Raw genomic sequence first — 18,749 nt, forward strand, 5'->3', positions numbered from 1 at the left:
TATTTCATACTTATACTCTTCGAAAATTAAATTCAAACCACGTCAGCTTCACCTTGCCGTACTCAAGTACAGCCTACGGCTAGCTTCCTAGTTTGCTCTTTGATTTTCATTGAGTATTATCTCAATCCATCCTCTTAAAAAGAGAGATGAATTGATTATAAAAGCGAGTTAGTCCCCCAACTCGCCTTCACCTTAATTTCTATCAATTAGTTATAGATTTTAAATGCATCATCGTCGTTTTTACCAACGAAAGGCATTGCTTTACGCAATTCTGCACCAACTTTTTCAATTTCAAGGTTAGCTGCTTGTTCGCGGTAAGCAGTCAATTTTGGACGTCCAGCTTTGTAGTCATTTACAAAGTCATTTGCAAATTTACCATTTTGGATGTCTGCCAAGACAGCTTTCATGTTTTCTTTAACTTGTTCAGTGATTACACGTGGACCTGATACATAGTCACCGTACTCAGCAGTGTTTGAAATTGATTGACGCATTTTCTTGAATCCACCTTCGTAGATCAAATCAACGATCAATTTCATTTCGTGAAGAACTTCAAAGTAAGCCAATTCTGGAGCGTAACCTGCTTCTGTCAAGACTTCGAAACCTGCTTCGATAAGGGCAGTCAAACCACCACAAAGTACAGCTTGTTCACCAAACAAATCTTCTTCAGTTTCTTCTTTGTAAGTTGTTTCAAGAAGACCTACACGAGCTGCTCCAACACCTTTACACCAGTCCATAGCAATGTTTTTAGCATTTCCTGTTGCATCTTGATATACTGCGTAAAGAGCTGGAACACCAAATCCTTCTTCATAAGTACGACGTACCAAGTGTCCTGGTCCTTTAGGTGCACACATGAAAACATCTACATCCGCAGGAACTTTGATAAATTCAAAGTGGATGTTAAAACCATGAGCAAATCCAACTGCGTTTCCAGCTTCCAAGTTTGGCGCGATTTCTGCTTCGTACAATTCTTGTTGGATTTCGTCTGGTGCCAAAATCATGATAACGTCAGCCAATTTAGTTGCTTCTGATACTGTGTAAGTGTCAAATCCATCTTCTTTTGCTTTATCAAAAGATTTACCTGGACGTACACCGATAATGACATCATGACCTGAATCACGCAAGTTTTGAGCATGCGCATGTCCTTGCGAACCATAACCGATAACGGCGATTTTTTTACCGTCAAGTGCTGCTACTTTAACATCTTTTTCGTATTCCATTTGAACTGCCATAGTTTTTTCTCTCTTTTCTATTATTTATTACCTTTTAGGCCGGTTTAACAAATTTAAGTTGGATTTTTAATCACGGGTAAATCCAGTTGCACCAGTTCGAGCAATATTACGAATACCATATGGTCGAATAACTCTCAATAGAGCTTCACTCTTTTCAGCATTTCCTGTCATCTGAATGGTAATCGAGCTTGGTGCTACGTCTACAACTGTTGCACGGAAAGGTTGAATAATCGCTAGAATCTCAGCTCGCTTCTCAGCTGGCGCTGACATCTTAACCAAAATCACCTCGCGCTCCAAATGAGGCTTGTCTGTAATATCACGAATGCGAATCACATCAATCTGACGATTGAGTTGCTTGATGATTTGCTCCACTTCATCATGTGAAGCTACATCAATAATAATGGTGATGCGTGATACATTCGGATCTTCTGTCGCTCCAACAGAGATGCTTTCGATATTAACCTGACGACGAGATAGGACACCTGTAAAGCGATTGAGGACTCCTGATCGATTTTGTAGTTTTGCTGTTAACATTCTACGCATGGAACTTCACCCCCAACATCTCATGATTACTCTTACCAGCTGGTACCATTGGTAACACCTGTTCCTTACGAGAAATATCTACCTCGATTAGCATAGGTACATCCTCAGTGATCACTTCAAGATCTTGAGCCAAGGTCTCAGGATTGTCAAACTTATAGTTTTTAATACCGTAAGCTTGCGCCATCAATTGGAAATCAGGAAGGGTATCAAAGACCGATTCTGATGTTCTGCCTTCATAGAAGGATTCCTGCCACTGGCGAACCATTCCAAGTGAGTGGTTGTTTAGCATAACCACCTTGATTGGCACCTTGTAAATGTTCAAAATAGCCAATTCCTGGTTAGTCATTTGGAAACCGCCATCTCCAACAAACAAGACAACTTCCTTATCTGGGTTAGCAATTTTAGCCCCAATTGCTGCTGGAATTCCGAATCCCATCGTTCCCAAACCACCTGAAGTCACTAACTGACGTTCATTTTGGTAGGGATAATACTGAGCTGTCCACATTTGGTGTTGACCAACGTCTGTTACCACAATGGCATCTCCATTAGTTAATTCACCAATTCGTTCAATAACAGCTTGCGGCTGAACCACACGCTCTTTCTTGTCATAAGAACGAACGCGGTTTTTGTCTTTAGTAACTTTTTCAATCCATTTCTCAGTATTGTTATGAACTGTCGGCTCAGCCAGCAACATTTGCAAGGCTTTCTTAGCATCTCCAACTACTGGAATATCTGCACTGATAATCTTGCCAATCTCGGCAGGGTCAATATCAATGTGGGCAACCTTGGCATTCTTAGCGAAGGTCTTAGGATTTCCTGTCAAGCGGTCATCGAAACGGCAACCAATACTAATCATAAAGTCCGCTTCCGTCATGGCAATATTAGCTGCGAATGACCCGTGCATACCGCCCATTCCAAGGAAGAGTGGGTGACTCGTTGCAATCGTACCTTGCCCCAAAAGACTGGTTACCACTGGAATTTGATAGCGTTCTGCAAATTCATTTAATTCTGCAGCTGCTTCAGCATAGCTAATTCCACCACCAGCAAGCAAGACTGGCTTTTTAGCCTTGGACAATTGCTTCAAGATTTTCTTGATTTGCATATCATTTGGCTCAAGAGTCGGTTGATAGCTTGGTAGGTTCACTTCTGGTGAATAAATGAAGTCTGTTTCCAAAGCAGATACGTCTTTAGGTAGGTCAATGACGACTGGCCCTGGTCGACCTGTAGTCGCGATATGGACAGCTTCCGTAATGATACGCGGAATATCAGCTGTCTCACGAACTTGGTAATTGTACTTAGTGATTGGCATGGTAATTCCCACGATGTCTGCCTCCTGAAAGGCATCCTTCCCAATCCCTGCTCGCGCCACCTGACCTGTAAAGACCAAAAGGGGAACGCTATCGCTCATGGCATCCGCAATCCCTGTAATGGCATTTGTTGCTCCCGGTCCGCTAGTGACGACGGCAACACCCAACTTTCCAGTTGATTTAGCATAACCTTCAGCTTCATGCAAACAACCTTGCTCATGGCGTCCTAAAATGTGGCGAATGCCTTTAAAATTATATATCGCATCATAAAAAGGCAAGACTGCACCACCAGGATAACCAAAGATGGTATCAATTCCTAAATCACGAAGTGTTTCCAAAACTAGGTCCGACCCCGTCTTAGGAGATTCTAAACTGATTTTCTCCATTGTTCCCCTTTCTTTCCTCTTAAAAATAACTTGTTACTATCATACCATTTTTTCAAGATTTTTCAAGAGAAAAGAAGAAATTTTCTGAATTTTCTATTTTAACGTTTATTTATGAATGTTATTTTTGTTTTTATTAAAAAAGATACCGATTTCATTTACTATCAAATAAAAAAGAACTGATTTCTCAGTCCTTCATTAATCTTATTCCACACTAAATAGGTATGGGTAAACTGGTTGTTGGCCTTGGTGAATCTCAACTTCAACGTCTTCGAATTCTTCTGCGATTTCTTGGGCAATTTCATTGGCAAGTTCCTCGCTTCCATCTTCACCGATATAGAAGGTTACGATTTCACTGTCTTCATCCAACATATGTTTCAAGGTTTCTGTCAAGGTTTGGTGCATATCAGGGTTTGACACGAGGATTTTCCCATCCACCATACCAAGATTATCATTTTCATGGATTTCTAAACCATCAATGGTTGTATCACGAACGGCTGTTGTGACGCTTCCGCTAACGACATCGCTAAGAGCAGCAGTCATACGCTCTTGATTTTCTTCGATGGACTTGCTTGGATCAAAGGCAAGAAGACTTGTCAAACCTTGAGGAAGAGTACGAGCTTCTACCACTACTGCTGGTTGCTCCAAAACTTCCGCTGCAGATTGAGCTGCCATGAAGATGTTTTTATTGTTTGGCAGGAAGATGATGTTACGAGCGTTGACCTGTTCAACAGCCTTGATAAAGTCTTCAGTTGAAGGGTTCATGGTTTGACCACCTTCGATAACATAATCCACACCTTGAGAACGGAAGATATCTGCTAGACCTTTACCAGCCACTACAGCAATCAAAGCATACTCTTTTTCTTCAGCAGGCTTGCTAACTTGGGCAGCTTCTTTCTCAACCTGTGCTTCGTGTTGGTTGCGCATATTGTCAACTTTTACCTTGACCAAGCTACCATATTTAAGACCTTCTTGCATAACAAGTCCTGGATCTTCTGTATGGACATGGACTTTGACAATTTCATCATCATTGACAACAAGGAGAGAATCCCCAAGCTCATTCAAGTAGTTACGGAATTCGTCGTAGTCAAAATCTTTGGCATAGGTTGGACCTTGCTTAAGAGCTACCATGATTTCAGTACAGTAACCAAAGGTGATGTCCTCAGTCGCTACATGACCAGCTACAGACTTGTGGTGCTCTGCATTAATCATTTCACTCATGTTGGCAGGAGTCGCTACAAAGTCCTCAGATGCGATATATTCACCAGTAAGGGCTGAAAGGAAACCTTCGTAGATGAAGACCAGACCTTGACCACCTGAATCCACAACGCCAACTTCTTTCAATACTGGAAGCATGTCTGGCGTTTTAGCTAGAGCTGTTTTAGCACCTTCCAAGGCTGCGCGCATGACTTCAATAGCATCATCTGTTTGCTCAGCTTTTTTCTTAGCACCGATAGCAGCCCCACGAGAAACTGTCAAAATCGTTCCTTCAACAGGTTTCATAACTGCCTTATAGGCAACTTCCACACCTGATTGGAAGGCAAGGGCCAAGTCTTGACCTGTTAACTCGTCTTTATCCTTGATAGCTTGTGAAAATCCACGGAAAAGCTGAGACGTAATAACTCCTGAGTTCCCACGCGCACCCATCAAAAGACCTTTGGCAAGAATGCTCGCTACCTCTCCAACTGTAGAAGCTGGCTTGTCTGCAACTTCTTTAGCTCCATTTTCAATGGTCATTCCCATGTTTGTTCCAGTATCTCCATCTGGAACTGGAAAGACGTTTAATGAATTGACATATTCAGCTTGCTTATTCAAGCGAGTTGATGCAGCCTGCACCATTTCTTGAAATAAGCTAGTAGTAATTTTTGACACGGTTATTCTCCTACAACTTTGATATTTTGAATGTAGACATTTACAGTCTGAGCAGTAATTCCAAGTTGGTTTTCCAAACTAAAACGAACACGCTCTTGAATGTTTTTTGACACTTCGCTAATCTTTGTTCCGTAGCTCAACACGGTATATACATCAACTGCAATACTGCCATCTTCGGCTGCCTTTACGACAACACCTTTGGAATAATTTTCCTTACCTAGAAGGGCTTGGAAATTATCTTTGAGGGCATTTTTACTAGCCATACCGACCACACCAAAAATCTCAGTTGTTGCACCACCTACGATAGTTGCAATCACTTCATCTGTTAGTTCGATTTGACCATCTTTTGTATTAATTTTTACAGTCATCCTTTTTACCTCAACTAGTTGATACTCTATTTTATCATATTTCAGCCCAAGTGTAAAAGCAGAATACTGTCTCAGCGGATATTTACTCCGTTTTTCAAATGATTTTATACCCACAACAAAAGAAAAAAGACCCTAAGGTCTCCTTTGCTTTTATTATTAAACGCGTTCAACTTTACCTGATTTCAAAGCACGAGCTGAAGCCCAAACTTTTTTAGGTTTACCATCGATAAGAACAGTAACTTTTTGAAGGTTTGGTTTTACGGCACGTTTTGTTTGGTTCATCGCGTGTGAACGGTTGTTTCCTGATACAGTCTTACGACCTGTAAAGTAACATACTTTAGCCATTGTGTTTTCCTCCTATTAGATCTAATATAGCGGATGTGCTAGCACCACATACCGTACTATGTTATCACACTTTCTTCATTTTTGCAAGGGAATTGGAAGATTTTTTTATTTAACGTAGACAATTCCCAACTTTCCAAAAGCCACATCCCCACGGATAATCAAAGTTTTGCTGGTTGGGGCTAGAGAAGTATCTGCCTTGGCTACACCACAGAAAGTTTCCACCTTTAAATCAACTCTCCAATGTTGAGGAACATAGATAACTGCATTGCCAAAACCAACTTCCACTTTCAGTGTTGCACTATCACCTAACATCTCTGCATTGTCATAATATATCTTGGCATTCCCAAAACCAACTTCAACTTGGTCTTCTACCAATTCTTGGTCTTGCTTGTAGAAAGTCCCAGTCCCAAAAGCGACTTCCTTATCTGTAAGAATGGTCTTTTCACCATCATACCACCATTTTTTTCCATTCCAAGTTCTGTTAGAATGAGTGAGTGCGCTGACACCCATTACGATTAAAATACTAGCCCAAAATAAAGACTGATTTGGAATCGGTAAAATATCATAAAAGTGGTTAGCAATCATGAGGGCTACTAGAGCTGTAAAAGAGGCTGAGGTTAAGTGGCGACGTAACAAAGCTCCAACTGATTGGTAGGCAAAAAAAGCAATACCAATCAAGGGCCAAATTTGCCCTCCAAGAGAAGGGATTCCAAAATTTCCTTGTAATAATATTACAGCTGCAAAAATAAGCAACACAATACCAAATGCTTTCTTTTTCATGTTCTTACCTCATGTTTCTTAGATTTTCTTTTAGGAGGGATTGGTAATGCCGTGAGACATGAACCTCCTTGTGGGTCTGATAGAAGGAAATGGTGCCCGTTCCTGAAAAGGACTTGTCCACCGAATAGACTTGCCGAATATTAGCGATCGTTGACTTGGATACCCGACTAAAATAACGAGGAAGGATAGCCTCTAACTCATAGAGTTTAAGCCGAACTTCGTAGGCATCTTTCTGGGTATGGGCGTAAATCTTGTTCCCTTCTGTCTCAAAGAAGAGAATTTCCGACAAGTCCAGATAATATTCACCCGTCCCTTTGTAAAAAATCAACCTAGGAGACTTGGACTCTTGTAAGAGTCGCTGTAAATCCGCAATCTCATCTGTCAAGGCCGCTGCCTTGATGACAATTTCAGTTTCCTCTAAATTGCTATCAATTTCGATTCGTAACTTCATTCCATCTCCTTTCTGACTCTACTATATCAAAGGAAAAATAAGAAAACAAGAGCAAAAAAGCAAGTGGTTACTTTAGCCACGTAAGTGGTTCTAGGACCGCCTTAACTTACAGGTCAAAATAGAAAGAAAATCACACCCCACACAAGACCATAAATATAACCAACCACTACATCCTTGGGATAATGGACACCACCTAGGACTCTTACTAGACCGAGGATGGCTGATAAGATCAACAAGATAACCCCTACGGATAAACTAGCATGTAAGCAAGCCATGGAGATAATGGTGGCTGAAAAGACATGACGACTAGGCATAGACTGACCAGGACTATCTCTGTCTAGTAGCGGTACAATTTCCCAAACTTCATAAGGCCTAGGAGCATTGATTTTCTTACGGAGAAGGGACAACATCACAAAACCTGACGCAGGGACAAAAAAATACATCCAGATTTGTTTCCCAAGTCCTTCTTGGAAATAGGTGGCGACTAACAAGGTTAGATAAACTATAGGCATAACTACGGTCATGAACCGATTGAAAGCTCTTAACAAGCTCAGAAGAAAGGGCTTATTTTTAATCTTACCAGCAACGTGTCCATACCATTCTTGATAATTTTTCATATATTTTTTCATCACTTACTCAAATTTTGCTTATAGGGAAGCACTCGTCTTCTAGTATAGTGCAGAAAAAGAAGGCCGTCAAGCCTTCTTTCGATTTATTCTTCTGCTTCGTCTTCTGTAAACTGACTGTTATAAAGATCAGCGTAGAAGCCTCCTTGTGCCATCAACTCATCATGATTTCCTTGTTCGATGATATTGCCATCTTTCATGACAAGAATCAAATCAGCATTTCGGATAGTAGACAAGCGGTGGGCGATGACAAAGGAAGTTCTTCCCTCCATCAATCGGTCCATGGCTTTCTGGATCAATTCCTCTGTACGGGTATCAACCGAAGAGGTCGCCTCATCCAAAATCAAGAGCGGCGCATCTTTCAGCAAAGCACGAGCAATGGTCAAGAGTTGTTTTTGTCCGACAGACAAGGTCACTGTATCATCCAAGACGGTATCGTAACCATCTGGTAGAGTCATGATAAAGTGGTGAATCCCTACAGCCTTACTGGCTTCAATCACGCACTCATCACTAATCCCTATTTGGTTATAGATAAGATTGTCGCGAATGGTTCCTTCAAAGAGCCATGTATCCTGCAAGACCATTGAAAAGGCATCGTGTACTTCCGAACGCTTCATCTCCTTGGTATCCACACCATCAATGCGGATACTTCCCTTATCAATCTCATAGAACTTCATCAAAAGATTGACAATAGTTGTCTTACCAGCCCCAGTCGGTCCGACAATCGCAACCTTTTGACCTGCATGAGCGGTCGCAGAAAAGTCATGAATAATGGTTCGCTCTGGTGTATAACCAAAGGAGACTCGATCAAAGACCACTTGCCCTTTCATATCGCTCAATTGTCTTTCTTTATGAGATTCGTCTTCCATTTCCTCTTCAGCTAGGAATTCGAAGACACGCCCCATGGCTGCGCTAGCCTGCTGAAGACTAGTAATCCCTTGGGCAATTTGTGAAAGAGGCTGAGAAAAGATACGAACGTAGGCCATAAAGGCAACGATAATCCCGATACTAATCTGACCATTCAGAGCCAAGGCTGCGCCAACGATAATCACCAAGGCATAACTAAAGTTCCCAATGAACATCATAATCGGCATCATAATCCCTGAAATAAACTGAGATTTCCAGATACTGTCATACAGACGATGGTTTAATGTCGCAAATTCTTCTTTCGTGCTCTCGATAGCATTGTAACTGGTTACCACATTATGGCCAGAGTACATTTCTTCCACATAGCCATTGACAGCTGCCAAATCCTGTTGCTGACTCTTAAAGAATCCCTGTGATTTGCCCATAAAGACAGACACGAAAGCAAAACCAATGAGAGTTGAAACAACCGTCACCAAAGCTAAAATCCAGTTCATGCCAAACATGGTTACTAAGACCGCCACGACCAGTAAACTAGATGAGAGAACTGTTCCTAGACTTTGATTGAGGGACTGAGCTGCAGTGTCAACGTCATTGGTTACACGAGACAAGGTATCCCCTTGAGAGTGTCCATCAAAATATCTCAATGGTAGGCGATTGATTTTATCTGCAATAGCTGTTCTCAAACGCTCTGAAAAACGTTGAATGGCTGATGTAAACAGAAAGGCCTGCAAATAATTTGATAGAAGCCCGATTACATAGATGATGGCTAAAAAACTACCAATGGCCGCAACCGCAGCGACATCCACACTTGTTTCTAGACCACTTGCAATAATATTGGTCATTTCCTTGATACGGGTTGGCCCATATACAGTAATGATATTGGATAAGATTGTTGCTAGAAAGGCAATTAGAAGGGCAAACTGGAGACCTGCAAGATAGGGTTTACTCTGTTTCCAGAGCGACAGTTTTTTATTTTCCATGTTCCAATTCCTCCTTCGATAATTGTGAATAGGCAATTTCTTGGTAAACTTCGTTATTATCTAGAAGTTCCTTGTGGGTGCCTTGTCCCACGACTTTTCCTTGATCCAAGACCAAAATCAAATCTGCATCCATAATCGTTGAAATACGCTGTGCAACGATAAGCTTGGTCATAGACTTGGTTTTCTCTGCTAGTTCTTGGCGTAGGACACGGTCTGTCTTATAGTCCAAGGCCGAGAAGGAATCATCAAAGATGAGGATTTCTGGCTTACGAGCCAAGGCACGCGCAATGGCCAGACGCTGTCTTTGACCACCTGAGAAGTTGGTTCCTCCTTGGGCCACTTCTGACTCTAAGCCCGCTTCCTTGTCTTCGATAAAGTTCTTAGACTGGGCCAACTCCAAGGCTTGCCACATAGCCTGCTCGCTAAGTGGTGTTTCTTGACTCTGTCCAAAGTCCAAATTGCCCTTAACATCACCTGAAAAGAGAACCGCTTTCTGAGGAATATAACCAACCTTGTTGCGCAAATCTTCTAAGGCACAGTCTTGAACATTGACACCGTCCACCAGAATTTCTCCTTCTGACACATCGTAGAAACGTGGAATCAGATTGACCAGAGTTGATTTACCAGAACCTGTTGACCCAATAAAGGCCACTGTTTGACCAGCTTCTGCTCTAAAGCTAACATTCTCAATGACCACCTCCGAATTTGCCGCATAGCGGAAGGTCACATCCTTAAACTCGACCTGACCTTTGAGGTTTTCGTCAGCCAACTGCACTTGAGCAGGATTTTGGATAGAAGAATGCAAATCTAAAACCTGATTAATCCGCTTGGCAGAGACCATGGTTCGAGGAAGAACGATGAAGAGCGCCCCCATGAGAAGGAAGCCCATAACAACCTGCATGGCATAAGACATGAAAACAATCATGTCACTAAAGAGAGGCAGACGCGCTATCGGAGCAGCGTCGTTAATCACATAGGCCCCAATCCAGTAAATCACCACACTCAAACCACTTGAAATCCCCATCATGATAGGGTTCAAAATAGCCATAAGACGGTTGACAAACAAATTCAAGCGTGTCAATTCATCATTTGCTACCGCAAATTTTTCATTTTGGTAATCCTCTGCATTGTAGGCGCGAACGACACGAATACCTGTTAAACTCTCACGAGTAATACTGTTCAGTTTATCAGTCAGACTTTGAATCAAGGACTGTTTCGGAAAGGCTAGCGTCATCAAAACTGTTGTCATCAAAACGTTGACAATCACTGCCACAAGTACGGCCCAGAGCCAGTATTCTGAATGACCTAAAATCTTCCCGATAGCCCAGATAGCCATAATTGGACCACGAGTAACTACTTGCAAGCCCATAGTAATCAACATCTGAACCTGAGTAATATCATTGGTAGTACGAGTTAGAAGACTGGGAATAGAGAATTTCTTAATCTCTGTCTGCGAGTAGTCTAAAACTCGGTTAAAAATATCACTTCTCAGCCTACTAGTATAGGAAGCAGCTACTCTGGACGCAAAAAATCCAACTGCAACTGCGGACAAGAAGGCAAGAAAGGACATTCCAACCATCATACTTGCTGGCTGCCACAACTCATCTAAATTAGTTCCTTGAGTTCCCAGTAAATCCGTGATTTTAGAGATATAGGTCGGCACTTCCAACTCCAGATAGACCGAAAAACAGGTAAAGAGAATGGCTAGTAAAATCATCCCCCATTCTTTTCCACTAATTCGTTTGGCTAATTTATTCATTCTCTCCTCCTATTCCCTTGATATTTTCCTGTAGTTGACCGAGAACTTTCTCAAAAATCAGTAATTCATCTTCATCAATGTCTTCCATCAACTGCTTTTCAATGCGTTCAAAGAAGGCCTTGATCTGTTGCATCTGAGAACGTGATTTTTCCGTCAGACGAACAAATTTAGCCCGCTTATCGCTAGGACTCGCCTCCAGTTCCACCAAACCATTTTGCACCATACGCTTGACCAAATTACTAGCAACAGACTTGGTAATATTGAGTTCTTGCTCGATATCCTTAATCAAGACCAAGTCTTGGTTTTTCTCACGATTATCCAAAAAACGCACAACCTGACCTTGAGGCCCACCCATAAATTCAATACCACAACGTTTGGCTTCCTTTTGCACCATCAGGTGAATCTGATGACCAAAACGCTTAAAAACTAACATCGGTTTATCCATACTAACTCCTTTCTAACTATCACATTTAGTTCTCCTAGGAACTAAATAAGTTTTCATGAGAACTATTTTATCACTTTGAAAAGAGATGTCAAGAAAAAGTTTTCATGAGAACTATCTTAGTTTAAATTGACATTAGGCAATATCTTTTATATAATAAGCACTAACTACTGTGGATAGAAATCCATTCACTTAATGAAGAGAGAAAACTTTCAAATGAAACCAAAAGAACAAAGAGTTTTAGGAATCTTAGCAACCATTTTTGGAGCCATCGCACTTTTAGGATCCTGGATCCCATTTATTAACTATCTATCGTTGTTCATTGGCATCGTCGCATTTATCTTGGGGATTATCGGCCTTATCGTCAACCTCAAAAAACGGAAAACAATGGCTATTATCGGAACATCCCTGGCAGTTGCCTCTGTTGTACTTTTCTTTACGACTCAGGTACTATACACTGATGTCTACAAAGAGTATGCCAAGGAGTTTAACCGTTCCTACATGGATACGAGTGCATCAATGGAACGCAAAGAAAAAAGCGGCTTGACAGACGATACCTTCGCCTGGACCCAAGAACAGTTCGACGCCTTAATCGAAGGTGACCTTGACAACAAAGGAAAAGGTGGTACCAACTACGAGGATATTATCAACAAACATGGACAGCCAGATTCCGAGTTTGACTTCACTCTTGGGGGTTACAATACGAAAAAAATCTCCTATATCTCCATTGGAGACAAGATCAAGACTGTTACCTTAACTTTTGCAAAACAGGACGATGGAGAGCTCTTGCTCGTCCAAAAACATCAGTCGATCTAGGTCTAGAAAAAAGCAAGCAACAAAACGATTCTGAAACCAGATTCTAAGTTCAAATATCAAAAAAACGAACAGCTAGTAAAACTGTTCGTTTTTCTATTAGAATCCATCTACGTTTGTGTAGATTTTTTGTACGTCTTCGTCGTCTTCAAGAACGCTGTATAGTTTTTCAAAGGTTTCAAGGTCATCGCCTGACAATTCCACTTCTGACTGAGGTATCATTTCCAATTCAGTAACTTGGAATTCTTCGATACCTGACTCACGAAGGGCAACGATAGCCTTATGAAGATCAGTTGGAGCTGTGTAAACTGTGATTGTACCTTCTTCTGCTTCTACATCATCCACATCCACATCTGCTTCTAGCAATTGCTCAAAGACTGCATCGGCATCTTCACCTGCAAATACGATAACTCCCTTGTTGTCAAAGAGGTATGAAACCGAACCTGAAGCGCCCATGTTTCCGCCATTTTTACCAAAAGCTGCACGGACATTAGCCGCTGTACGGTTGACATTTGAAGTCAAAGTATCAACAATCAGCATAGAACCATTTGGTCCAAAACCTTCGTAACGTCCTTCTGTAAAGGTTTCGTCTGTGTTTCCTTTTGCTTTATCAATTGCTTTATCGATAACGTGTTTTGGCACTTGAGCTTGTTTAGCACGGTCGATAACGAATTTCAAGGCTGAGTTTGATTCTGGATCTGGATCACCTTTTTTAGCTGCTACATAGATTTCTACACCAAATTTTGCATATACTTTAGAGTTAGCTCCATCTTTAGCCGTTTTCTTGGCTACGATATTGGCCCATTTACGTCCCATTAGGAATCTCCTTTTTTCACATTTTAATCTTTCTTATTATAACACAAGTTTTTTCGATTTTCACTAGAGGAAATGGATTTTATTTAGCAAATCAAGCTAGGATGGTACCTTAGTTGCCAAGATTTCCTTGCCTTCTTTTATCAAGGGGTGGCGAAACAGTGAGAAGTACAGCTGAATAGTCATGGCAACCCAGATGAGGGGTTCGCAAAGGATAACTCCCTTATAGCCAGCCCAAGGGATAATCAAGACCACAAAAGCGATTTTCCCGATTAGTTCAATAAAGCTAGAAACTAGAGGAAGGATCTTTTGCCCCAAGCCCTGCAAACAATTGCGATAAATCAACAAGAGACTCAAAATAGGATAAAAAGCTGAGCTGATTTGCAGATAGAGACTTCCATTTTCTATCAAGTAACCATCTGTCGAACTAGCCAAGAAGGAAACCAAGGCTGGACTGGCAAAAAAGAGGAAGATACAAACCAAAACTGCCCAGGACATGCTTAAACGACTGCCGATTCGAAGGCCTTGAACAATGCGGTCTGGTCGCTTAGCTCCTAAATTCTGAGAAGCAAAGGTCGTCATCGAGGCAGAAATAGCGGTCATAGGAAGAAGGGCGAAAGCCATAATACGGCGTGCTGCCGTCTGGGCACTAATAATTACGGCACCAAAGGTATTAACAGAAGATTGCAAAATCACACTGCCAATAGATACAATTGAACTCATCAAGCCCATAGCCAAACCTTGTTCCAAGAGATCCACGTACAAGGTCTTATCCCATTTGAAATGCTTGAGCTGAGGGAGTAGCTCAGGCACACTCTTACGGATATAATAAAAGCAAAGAACCGCTGATAAGCCTTGCGAAATAATGGTAGCAAGTCCCGCGGATTGAACTCCCAGATGCAATTGTGTAATAAAATAGAGATCCAGAACCACATTAACCATAGCAGAAAAAATCAAAAATCCAAGGGCAGCTAGACTGTCCCCAATAGACCGCAACAAGCCTGCAAAAAGATTATAAGCAAAGCTGACACCTACACAGGTCACAATCATAGAAATATATTGATAGGACTGGGGAAGGATTTCTGCAGGAGTATCTAAATATTGCAAGAGTGGATACAGACCGACAAATCCCAGCAGCATAACTACAATACTCAAAAGAGCACCTAAAATCCAGGTGGCTGCTACTGCTTCCTTAATTTTTATAAAATTCCGAGCCCCGTAATAACGGGCAATGACAATCCCCATGCCATTGCCAACACCAAGAGTAAAACCTACAATCAAGTCAAAAATCGCTGTTGTCGCTCCTACCGCCGCCAAGGATTCTTGACCAAGAAATCGTCCAACAATCAAGACATCAGCAGTATTATAGAGCTGTTGAAAAATATTTGATAGCAAGATTGGGAAGGCGAAGCTTAAGAGCGAAGGAAGAATCGGACCATGTATCAGGTCCACTGTTCGTTTTTTATTCATAAGGCTATTATATCAGCTTTCTAGAGGAGCAACAAGAAACAGCAAACTATAGGCAATCTGAAAATTTGAACAAAAAATCGAAAAAGTAGAGGATTTCTCCACTACTTTAACAGCTTATTCTTCAATTTCGATTTCAAGCTCGTCGCCTAGGTCAAGTATTACTTCTTCATTCACAGAGTCTGCTTGAACTGCCTCATCTTTTTTAGTTTCAACACCTTCTGCAGAAGCTTCTTCTCCATCAATCAAACCAAATTGAACACGGACTTGATGGTCGATTTCATCAAAGACTTCTGGGTGATCTGCCAAGTATTTCTTAGCATTTTCAGAACCCTGCCCGATTTTCTCATCCTTGTAAGAGTACCAAGCTCCTGCTTTTTTGATGATATCCAAATCGCTTGCGATCTTCAACAGTTCACCAGTCTTAGAAATCCCTTCTCCGTACATGATTTCAACGAAAGCTTCTTTAAATGGTGGAGCCACCTTGTTTTTCACGACCTTAATCTTGGTTTCCTTACCGACATTGGTATCTTTTTGGTCACCCGTTCCCTTGATTTGTGTGCTTCCACGAACATCCAAACGTACTGAAGCATAGAATTTCAAAGCACGTCCACCAGGAGTTGTTTCTGGATTTCCAAACATAACCCCAACTTTTTCACGCAATTGGTTGATAAAGATGGCAATTGTTTTGGTTTTATTAATAGAAGCACCAAGTTTACGCATGGCCTGGCTCATCATACGAGCCTGCAAACCAACGTGGCTATCACCGATATCTCCATCAATTTCCGCACGAGGGACAAGGGCTGCAACTGAGTCGACCACGACAAGATCTACAGCACCTGAATCAATCAATTTTCCTGCAATCTCAAGACCTTGCTCTCCTGAGTCTGGTTGGGACAAGAGCAATTCGTCAATGTTGACACCAAGGGCTGCAGCATAAGCTGGATCGAGGGCATGTTCCGCATCGATAAAGGCTGCAATCCCACCTTCTTTTTGCGCTTGCGCAACTGCATGAAGGGCAACCGTTGTCTTACCAGATGACTCTGGTCCATAGATTTCGATGATACGTCCCTTAGGATAACCACCTGAACCAAGGGCAATGTCAAGCGCCAAGGAGCCTGAGCTCATCACTTGCACCTTTTGCTCCGCACGTTCACCCAAACGCATGATTGATCCTTTACCAAAGTCTTTCTCAATCAATTTGAGAGCGTCATTCAAGGCCTTTTCACGTTCTGCCCCAAATTTTTTTGAAATTTCTTCTAATTTTTTTGGTTTTTTCGCCATTCTATTCTCCTACATTCTAATGGTCCTCAGACCTATCTACTATTATATCAAAAGTTGGTTACTTAATAAAGCCTTGCGAACTAGGTTAAAGGCATGCATAACCGCAATGTGACGTACATCTGCTCGACTTCTGCCTCCAATATTCACCTTGATGACCTCAGTTCCTTTCTCTTGCGCCAATCCTATGTAAACTGTCCCAGCTGGGTGCCCTTCTAGGCTATCTGGTCCTGCCACTCCAGTCAAACTAAGGCCAAAATCAGACTGGGTCTTGATTCGTGCCTGCTCAGCCATCTTCTGAGCTGTAAATTCAGACACTACACCATGTTCTTCCAAATCCTTGGCAGGAATATCCAACATCTTTGATTTTTCCTCCAAGCTATAGGTCACGAAACCACCCTTAAATATACTTGAAGCACCCGAAAAATCAGCTACAGTGGCTTGGAAAAGTCCTGCCGTCAAACTCTCTGCTGCCGTAATGGTTTTCCCTTGCTTTTTCAGTTCTTCTACCACAATGCTAGCTAAACTAGTTTCTTCCCCATAACCATAACAAAGTTCTCGTAAACAAATTCCTTCAAAGGTCTGATACTCCAAGATTTGGTTTTCTAAGATATCCAGCGCTTGATTCGCCTCTTCTTGACTGCTAACCTTTGTTGACAGACGTAGAGTGACTTCTCCTGTCTTGGCATAAGGTGCCAAGGTCGGATCTGTTTGATTGTCAATCAAATCAGCCAAAATGGTCACCAGCTGACTTTCGCCAATTCCAAAGAAACGAAGAACTCGGGAATACAGCTTGCTCCCTGTCATCAACTTAGGTAGAAGTTGATTTAAGACCATGGGTTTCAATTCACTTGGTGGACCTGGAAGGACGACGTAGGTCACTCCTTCGGCCTCTAACATCCCCCCCACAGCCAGTCCTGTTTCGTTGGGCAGCGGAGTCGCTCCTTCTACAAGTTGAGCTTGTCTTTCGTTATTAGGTGTTCGGGCATAGTCCGGTCTCTGTGCAAAAAATACATCCAATTTCGCCTGCGCCTGAGGATCAAAAACTAATTCTTTCCCTAAAAATTTAGCCAGAGTTTGTTTGGTCAAATCGTCCTCAGTTGGCCCCAAACCACCTGTCAAAATCACCAGACTGCTACGTTGACTAGCAATCTCAAGCAGGGATAAGAGACGGGCTTCGTTGTCTCCTACAGCCGTCTGAAAATATACATCTACCCCAATCTCTGCTAATTTTTCCGATAAAAACTGGGCATTAGTGTTGACAATCTGTCCTGTCAAAATCTCTGTTCCAACAGCAATGATTTCTGCTTTCATGTTTCCTCCTACCTATCTATTCGTATTTTTTTGAAAAAATCGCAGGAAATTTCCCACGATTGATTTTTTTATTTATAGTAAGAAAGTTAATTGTCTTCGTCACCAACAGGTGTTCGTCCAAATAAATCTTCAAATAAGACAACATTTGTTTCAAGCTGAGTAACTTCTTCTTGTCCCAAAGAACGTCTCAAAAGATTCTGCATTTCCAACATGTGGTTTCTTGTAACAATTTGATAAGAAACGCCTTGTAGCATCTCCCCTTCACCCTTCAACTGTTGTGTTTCAATGGTGTTAAATGAATCTTTGTAGCCCAATAAGCTTGGAATACTTTTTGCAGATAAATCGATATTAGTCTGCATATTAGTACTTAGGGCTTTTAAGATAGACTGATAGTGACTGACACTATTTAAACTAAGAACTTTTTCAACAACTTTTTGAATGACTTCACGCTGACGCTTCTGACGTCCGTAGTCTCCTTCTGGGTCTTGATAACGCATGCGTGAATAAACAAGTGCTTCTTCTCCATTTATTGTCTGCTCTCCAACACCGATAGAAATGGTGTTAAATTCTTCTTGGTCACTGATAGAGATTGGGAAACCTAGTGTATTATTAACCGTAATACCTCCCACTGCATCGACCAATTGTTGCAAGCCTTGCATGTTGACCATAATGTAGCGATCAATATGAAGGTTCATCATCTTTTGAATTGTTTCTATCGCAAGTTCTGCACCACCACCAGCATAGGCAGCGTTTAGCTTCGCTTCTTCAATACTACCATCTTTATGTTGAATTTTAGTCAGGATATCACGTTCCAAACTCATCATCGTCGTTTTCTTTGTGTGAGGATTGACAGTCAGCAAAATCATACTGTCACTATTTCCAGCCCATTGGTCTGTACGCTCTACGTTCCCAGTATCAACCCCCATCAACAGAATGGTCAAAGGCTCTGTTGCTTCAATAACCTTGGTTTCTTCTCCTATTTTTTTATAGGTTTTTGCCAAAGTCTCTGTACCTTGCTGATAAATAGTATAAGCAAAAACACCAACACCCAAAACTGTCACAGCTAGAAAAGCTAGCACCATTCCAATAATTTTTTTAACCATATTTCT

17 protein-coding genes and 1 pseudogene are annotated in these 18,749 nt (G+C 41.6%); 1 reads left to right on the forward strand and 17 read right to left on the reverse strand.

Going from position 1 to position 18,749, the window contains the following annotated elements:
- Positions 1 to 206: 206 nt before the first annotated feature.
- The 12 genes from ilvC to HT731_RS03105 form a co-directional block, all read right to left on the reverse strand.
- Entirely contained in the window at positions 207 to 1,229 is a 1,023-nt protein-coding gene (gene ilvC, locus HT731_RS03050; RefSeq protein ID WP_061758875.1) for a ketol-acid reductoisomerase, read from the reverse strand.
- 66 nt (positions 1,230 to 1,295) lie between these two features.
- Entirely contained in the window at positions 1,296 to 1,772 is a 477-nt protein-coding gene (gene ilvN, locus HT731_RS03055; protein ID WP_001253803.1) for an acetolactate synthase small subunit, read from the reverse strand.
- Positions 1,765 to 3,465 (reverse strand): acetolactate synthase large subunit, encoded by a 1,701-nt coding sequence (locus HT731_RS03060; RefSeq protein WP_000411735.1) that lies wholly within the window; start codon positions 3,463 to 3,465, stop codon positions 1,765 to 1,767. Before HT731_RS03060 ends, ilvN begins: the two co-directional genes overlap by 8 nt.
- A 201-nt stretch (positions 3,466 to 3,666) precedes the next feature.
- The gene (locus HT731_RS03065) at positions 3,667 to 5,334 is read right to left on the reverse strand and encodes a DAK2 domain-containing protein (protein ID WP_173277606.1); all 1,668 of its coding nucleotides are present in this window, start codon (positions 5,332 to 5,334) and stop codon (positions 3,667 to 3,669) included.
- A 2-nt stretch (positions 5,335 to 5,336) separates the two neighbouring features.
- Positions 5,337 to 5,702 (reverse strand): Asp23/Gls24 family envelope stress response protein, encoded by a 366-nt coding sequence (locus HT731_RS03070; protein ID WP_033680760.1) that lies wholly within the window; start codon positions 5,700 to 5,702, stop codon positions 5,337 to 5,339.
- 156 nt (positions 5,703 to 5,858) lie between these two features.
- Positions 5,859 to 6,047, reverse strand: a complete 189-nt coding sequence (gene rpmB / locus HT731_RS03075; protein ID WP_001140948.1) for a 50S ribosomal protein L28 — start codon at positions 6,045 to 6,047, stop codon at positions 5,859 to 5,861.
- A gap of 105 nt (positions 6,048 to 6,152) precedes the next feature.
- A complete protein-coding gene (locus HT731_RS03080; protein ID WP_049539213.1) occupies positions 6,153 to 6,827 on the reverse strand; it encodes a membrane protein in 675 nt (224 codons plus the stop codon).
- Positions 6,828 to 6,831: 4 nt separating this feature from the next.
- Positions 6,832 to 7,278 carry a LytTR family DNA-binding domain-containing protein gene (locus HT731_RS03085; RefSeq protein ID WP_000776604.1) on the reverse strand — a complete coding sequence of 149 codons (447 nt, stop codon included), beginning with the start codon at positions 7,276 to 7,278 and terminating at the stop codon, positions 6,832 to 6,834.
- 113 nt (positions 7,279 to 7,391) lie between these two features.
- Positions 7,392 to 7,895, reverse strand: coding sequence for a phosphatase PAP2 family protein (locus HT731_RS03090; RefSeq protein ID WP_173277608.1), 504 nt, complete (start codon positions 7,893 to 7,895; stop codon positions 7,392 to 7,394).
- A 95-nt stretch (positions 7,896 to 7,990) separates the two neighbouring features.
- Positions 7,991 to 9,751 (reverse strand): ABC transporter ATP-binding protein, encoded by a 1,761-nt coding sequence (locus tag HT731_RS03095; RefSeq protein WP_173277611.1) that lies wholly within the window; start codon positions 9,749 to 9,751, stop codon positions 7,991 to 7,993.
- Entirely contained in the window at positions 9,741 to 11,510 is a 1,770-nt protein-coding gene (locus HT731_RS03100; protein ID WP_173277613.1) for an ABC transporter ATP-binding protein, read from the reverse strand. The genes HT731_RS03095 and HT731_RS03100 overlap by 11 nt, the downstream gene beginning before the upstream one ends.
- Positions 11,503 to 11,955 (reverse strand): MarR family transcriptional regulator, encoded by a 453-nt coding sequence (locus HT731_RS03105; protein WP_061758882.1) that lies wholly within the window; start codon positions 11,953 to 11,955, stop codon positions 11,503 to 11,505. Before HT731_RS03105 ends, HT731_RS03100 begins: the two co-directional genes overlap by 8 nt.
- Positions 11,956 to 12,168: 213 nt before the next feature.
- Here HT731_RS03105 and HT731_RS03110 point away from each other — a divergent pair.
- Positions 12,169 to 12,815 (forward strand): annotated as a pseudogene (locus HT731_RS03110) (DUF308 domain-containing protein).
- A 49-nt stretch (positions 12,816 to 12,864) separates the two neighbouring features.
- Here HT731_RS03110 and HT731_RS03115 read toward each other — a convergent pair.
- The 5 genes from HT731_RS03115 to HT731_RS03135 all read right to left on the reverse strand — a co-directional run bounded on the left by HT731_RS03115 (position 12,865) and on the right by HT731_RS03135 (position 18,743).
- A complete protein-coding gene (locus HT731_RS03115; protein WP_000532877.1) occupies positions 12,865 to 13,581 on the reverse strand; it encodes a YebC/PmpR family DNA-binding transcriptional regulator in 717 nt (238 codons plus the stop codon).
- Positions 13,582 to 13,677: 96 nt separating this feature from the next.
- A complete protein-coding gene (locus tag HT731_RS03120) occupies positions 13,678 to 15,048 on the reverse strand; it encodes an MATE family efflux transporter (protein ID WP_173277615.1) in 1,371 nt (456 codons plus the stop codon).
- A gap of 114 nt (positions 15,049 to 15,162) precedes the next feature.
- Positions 15,163 to 16,329, reverse strand: coding sequence for a recombinase RecA (recA, locus tag HT731_RS03125; protein ID WP_173277617.1), 1,167 nt, complete (start codon positions 16,327 to 16,329; stop codon positions 15,163 to 15,165).
- Positions 16,330 to 16,371: 42 nt separating this feature from the next.
- A complete protein-coding gene (locus HT731_RS03130; RefSeq protein WP_061758884.1) occupies positions 16,372 to 17,640 on the reverse strand; it encodes a competence/damage-inducible protein A in 1,269 nt (422 codons plus the stop codon).
- Positions 17,641 to 17,726: 86 nt separating this feature from the next.
- Positions 17,727 to 18,743 (reverse strand): LCP family protein, encoded by a 1,017-nt coding sequence (locus HT731_RS03135; protein WP_061758885.1) that lies wholly within the window; start codon positions 18,741 to 18,743, stop codon positions 17,727 to 17,729.
- Positions 18,744 to 18,749 lie beyond the last annotated feature (6 nt).

Source organism: Streptococcus sp. k-163, assembly GCF_013277555.1.
Taxonomy (GTDB): Bacteria; Bacillota; Bacilli; order Lactobacillales; family Streptococcaceae; genus Streptococcus.

Bases quoted from the DNA above. Each gene is read 5' to 3' on its own strand.
- HT731_RS03105 (WP_061758882.1), bottom strand. From the start codon at position 11,955: ATGGATAAACCGATGTTAGTTTTTAAGCGTTTTGGTCATCAGATTCAC.
- ilvN (WP_001253803.1), bottom strand. From the start codon at position 1,772: ATGCGTAGAATGTTAACAGCAAAACTACAAAATCGATCAGGAGTCCTC.
- HT731_RS03130 (WP_061758884.1), bottom strand. From the start codon at position 17,640: ATGAAAGCAGAAATCATTGCTGTTGGAACAGAGATTTTGACAGGACAG.
- HT731_RS03060 (WP_000411735.1), bottom strand. From the start codon at position 3,465: ATGGAGAAAATCAGTTTAGAATCTCCTAAGACGGGGTCGGACCTAGTT.
- HT731_RS03070 (WP_033680760.1), bottom strand. From the start codon at position 5,702: ATGACTGTAAAAATTAATACAAAAGATGGTCAAATCGAACTAACAGAT.
- HT731_RS03095 (WP_173277611.1), bottom strand. From the start codon at position 9,751: ATGGAAAATAAAAAACTGTCGCTCTGGAAACAGAGTAAACCCTATCTT.
- HT731_RS03090 (WP_173277608.1), bottom strand. From the start codon at position 7,895: ATGAAAAATTATCAAGAATGGTATGGACACGTTGCTGGTAAGATTAAA.
- HT731_RS03080 (WP_049539213.1), bottom strand. From the start codon at position 6,827: ATGAAAAAGAAAGCATTTGGTATTGTGTTGCTTATTTTTGCAGCTGTA.
- HT731_RS03135 (WP_061758885.1), bottom strand. From the start codon at position 18,743: ATGGTTAAAAAAATTATTGGAATGGTGCTAGCTTTTCTAGCTGTGACA.
- HT731_RS03085 (WP_000776604.1), bottom strand. From the start codon at position 7,278: ATGAAGTTACGAATCGAAATTGATAGCAATTTAGAGGAAACTGAAATT.
- rpmB (WP_001140948.1), bottom strand. From the start codon at position 6,047: ATGGCTAAAGTATGTTACTTTACAGGTCGTAAGACTGTATCAGGAAAC.
- HT731_RS03115 (WP_000532877.1), bottom strand. From the start codon at position 13,581: ATGGGACGTAAATGGGCCAATATCGTAGCCAAGAAAACGGCTAAAGAT.
- HT731_RS03120 (WP_173277615.1), bottom strand. From the start codon at position 15,048: ATGAATAAAAAACGAACAGTGGACCTGATACATGGTCCGATTCTTCCT.
- recA (WP_173277617.1), bottom strand. From the start codon at position 16,329: ATGGCGAAAAAACCAAAAAAATTAGAAGAAATTTCAAAAAAATTTGGG.
- ilvC (WP_061758875.1), bottom strand. From the start codon at position 1,229: ATGGCAGTTCAAATGGAATACGAAAAAGATGTTAAAGTAGCAGCACTT.
- HT731_RS03100 (WP_173277613.1), bottom strand. From the start codon at position 11,510: ATGAATAAATTAGCCAAACGAATTAGTGGAAAAGAATGGGGGATGATT.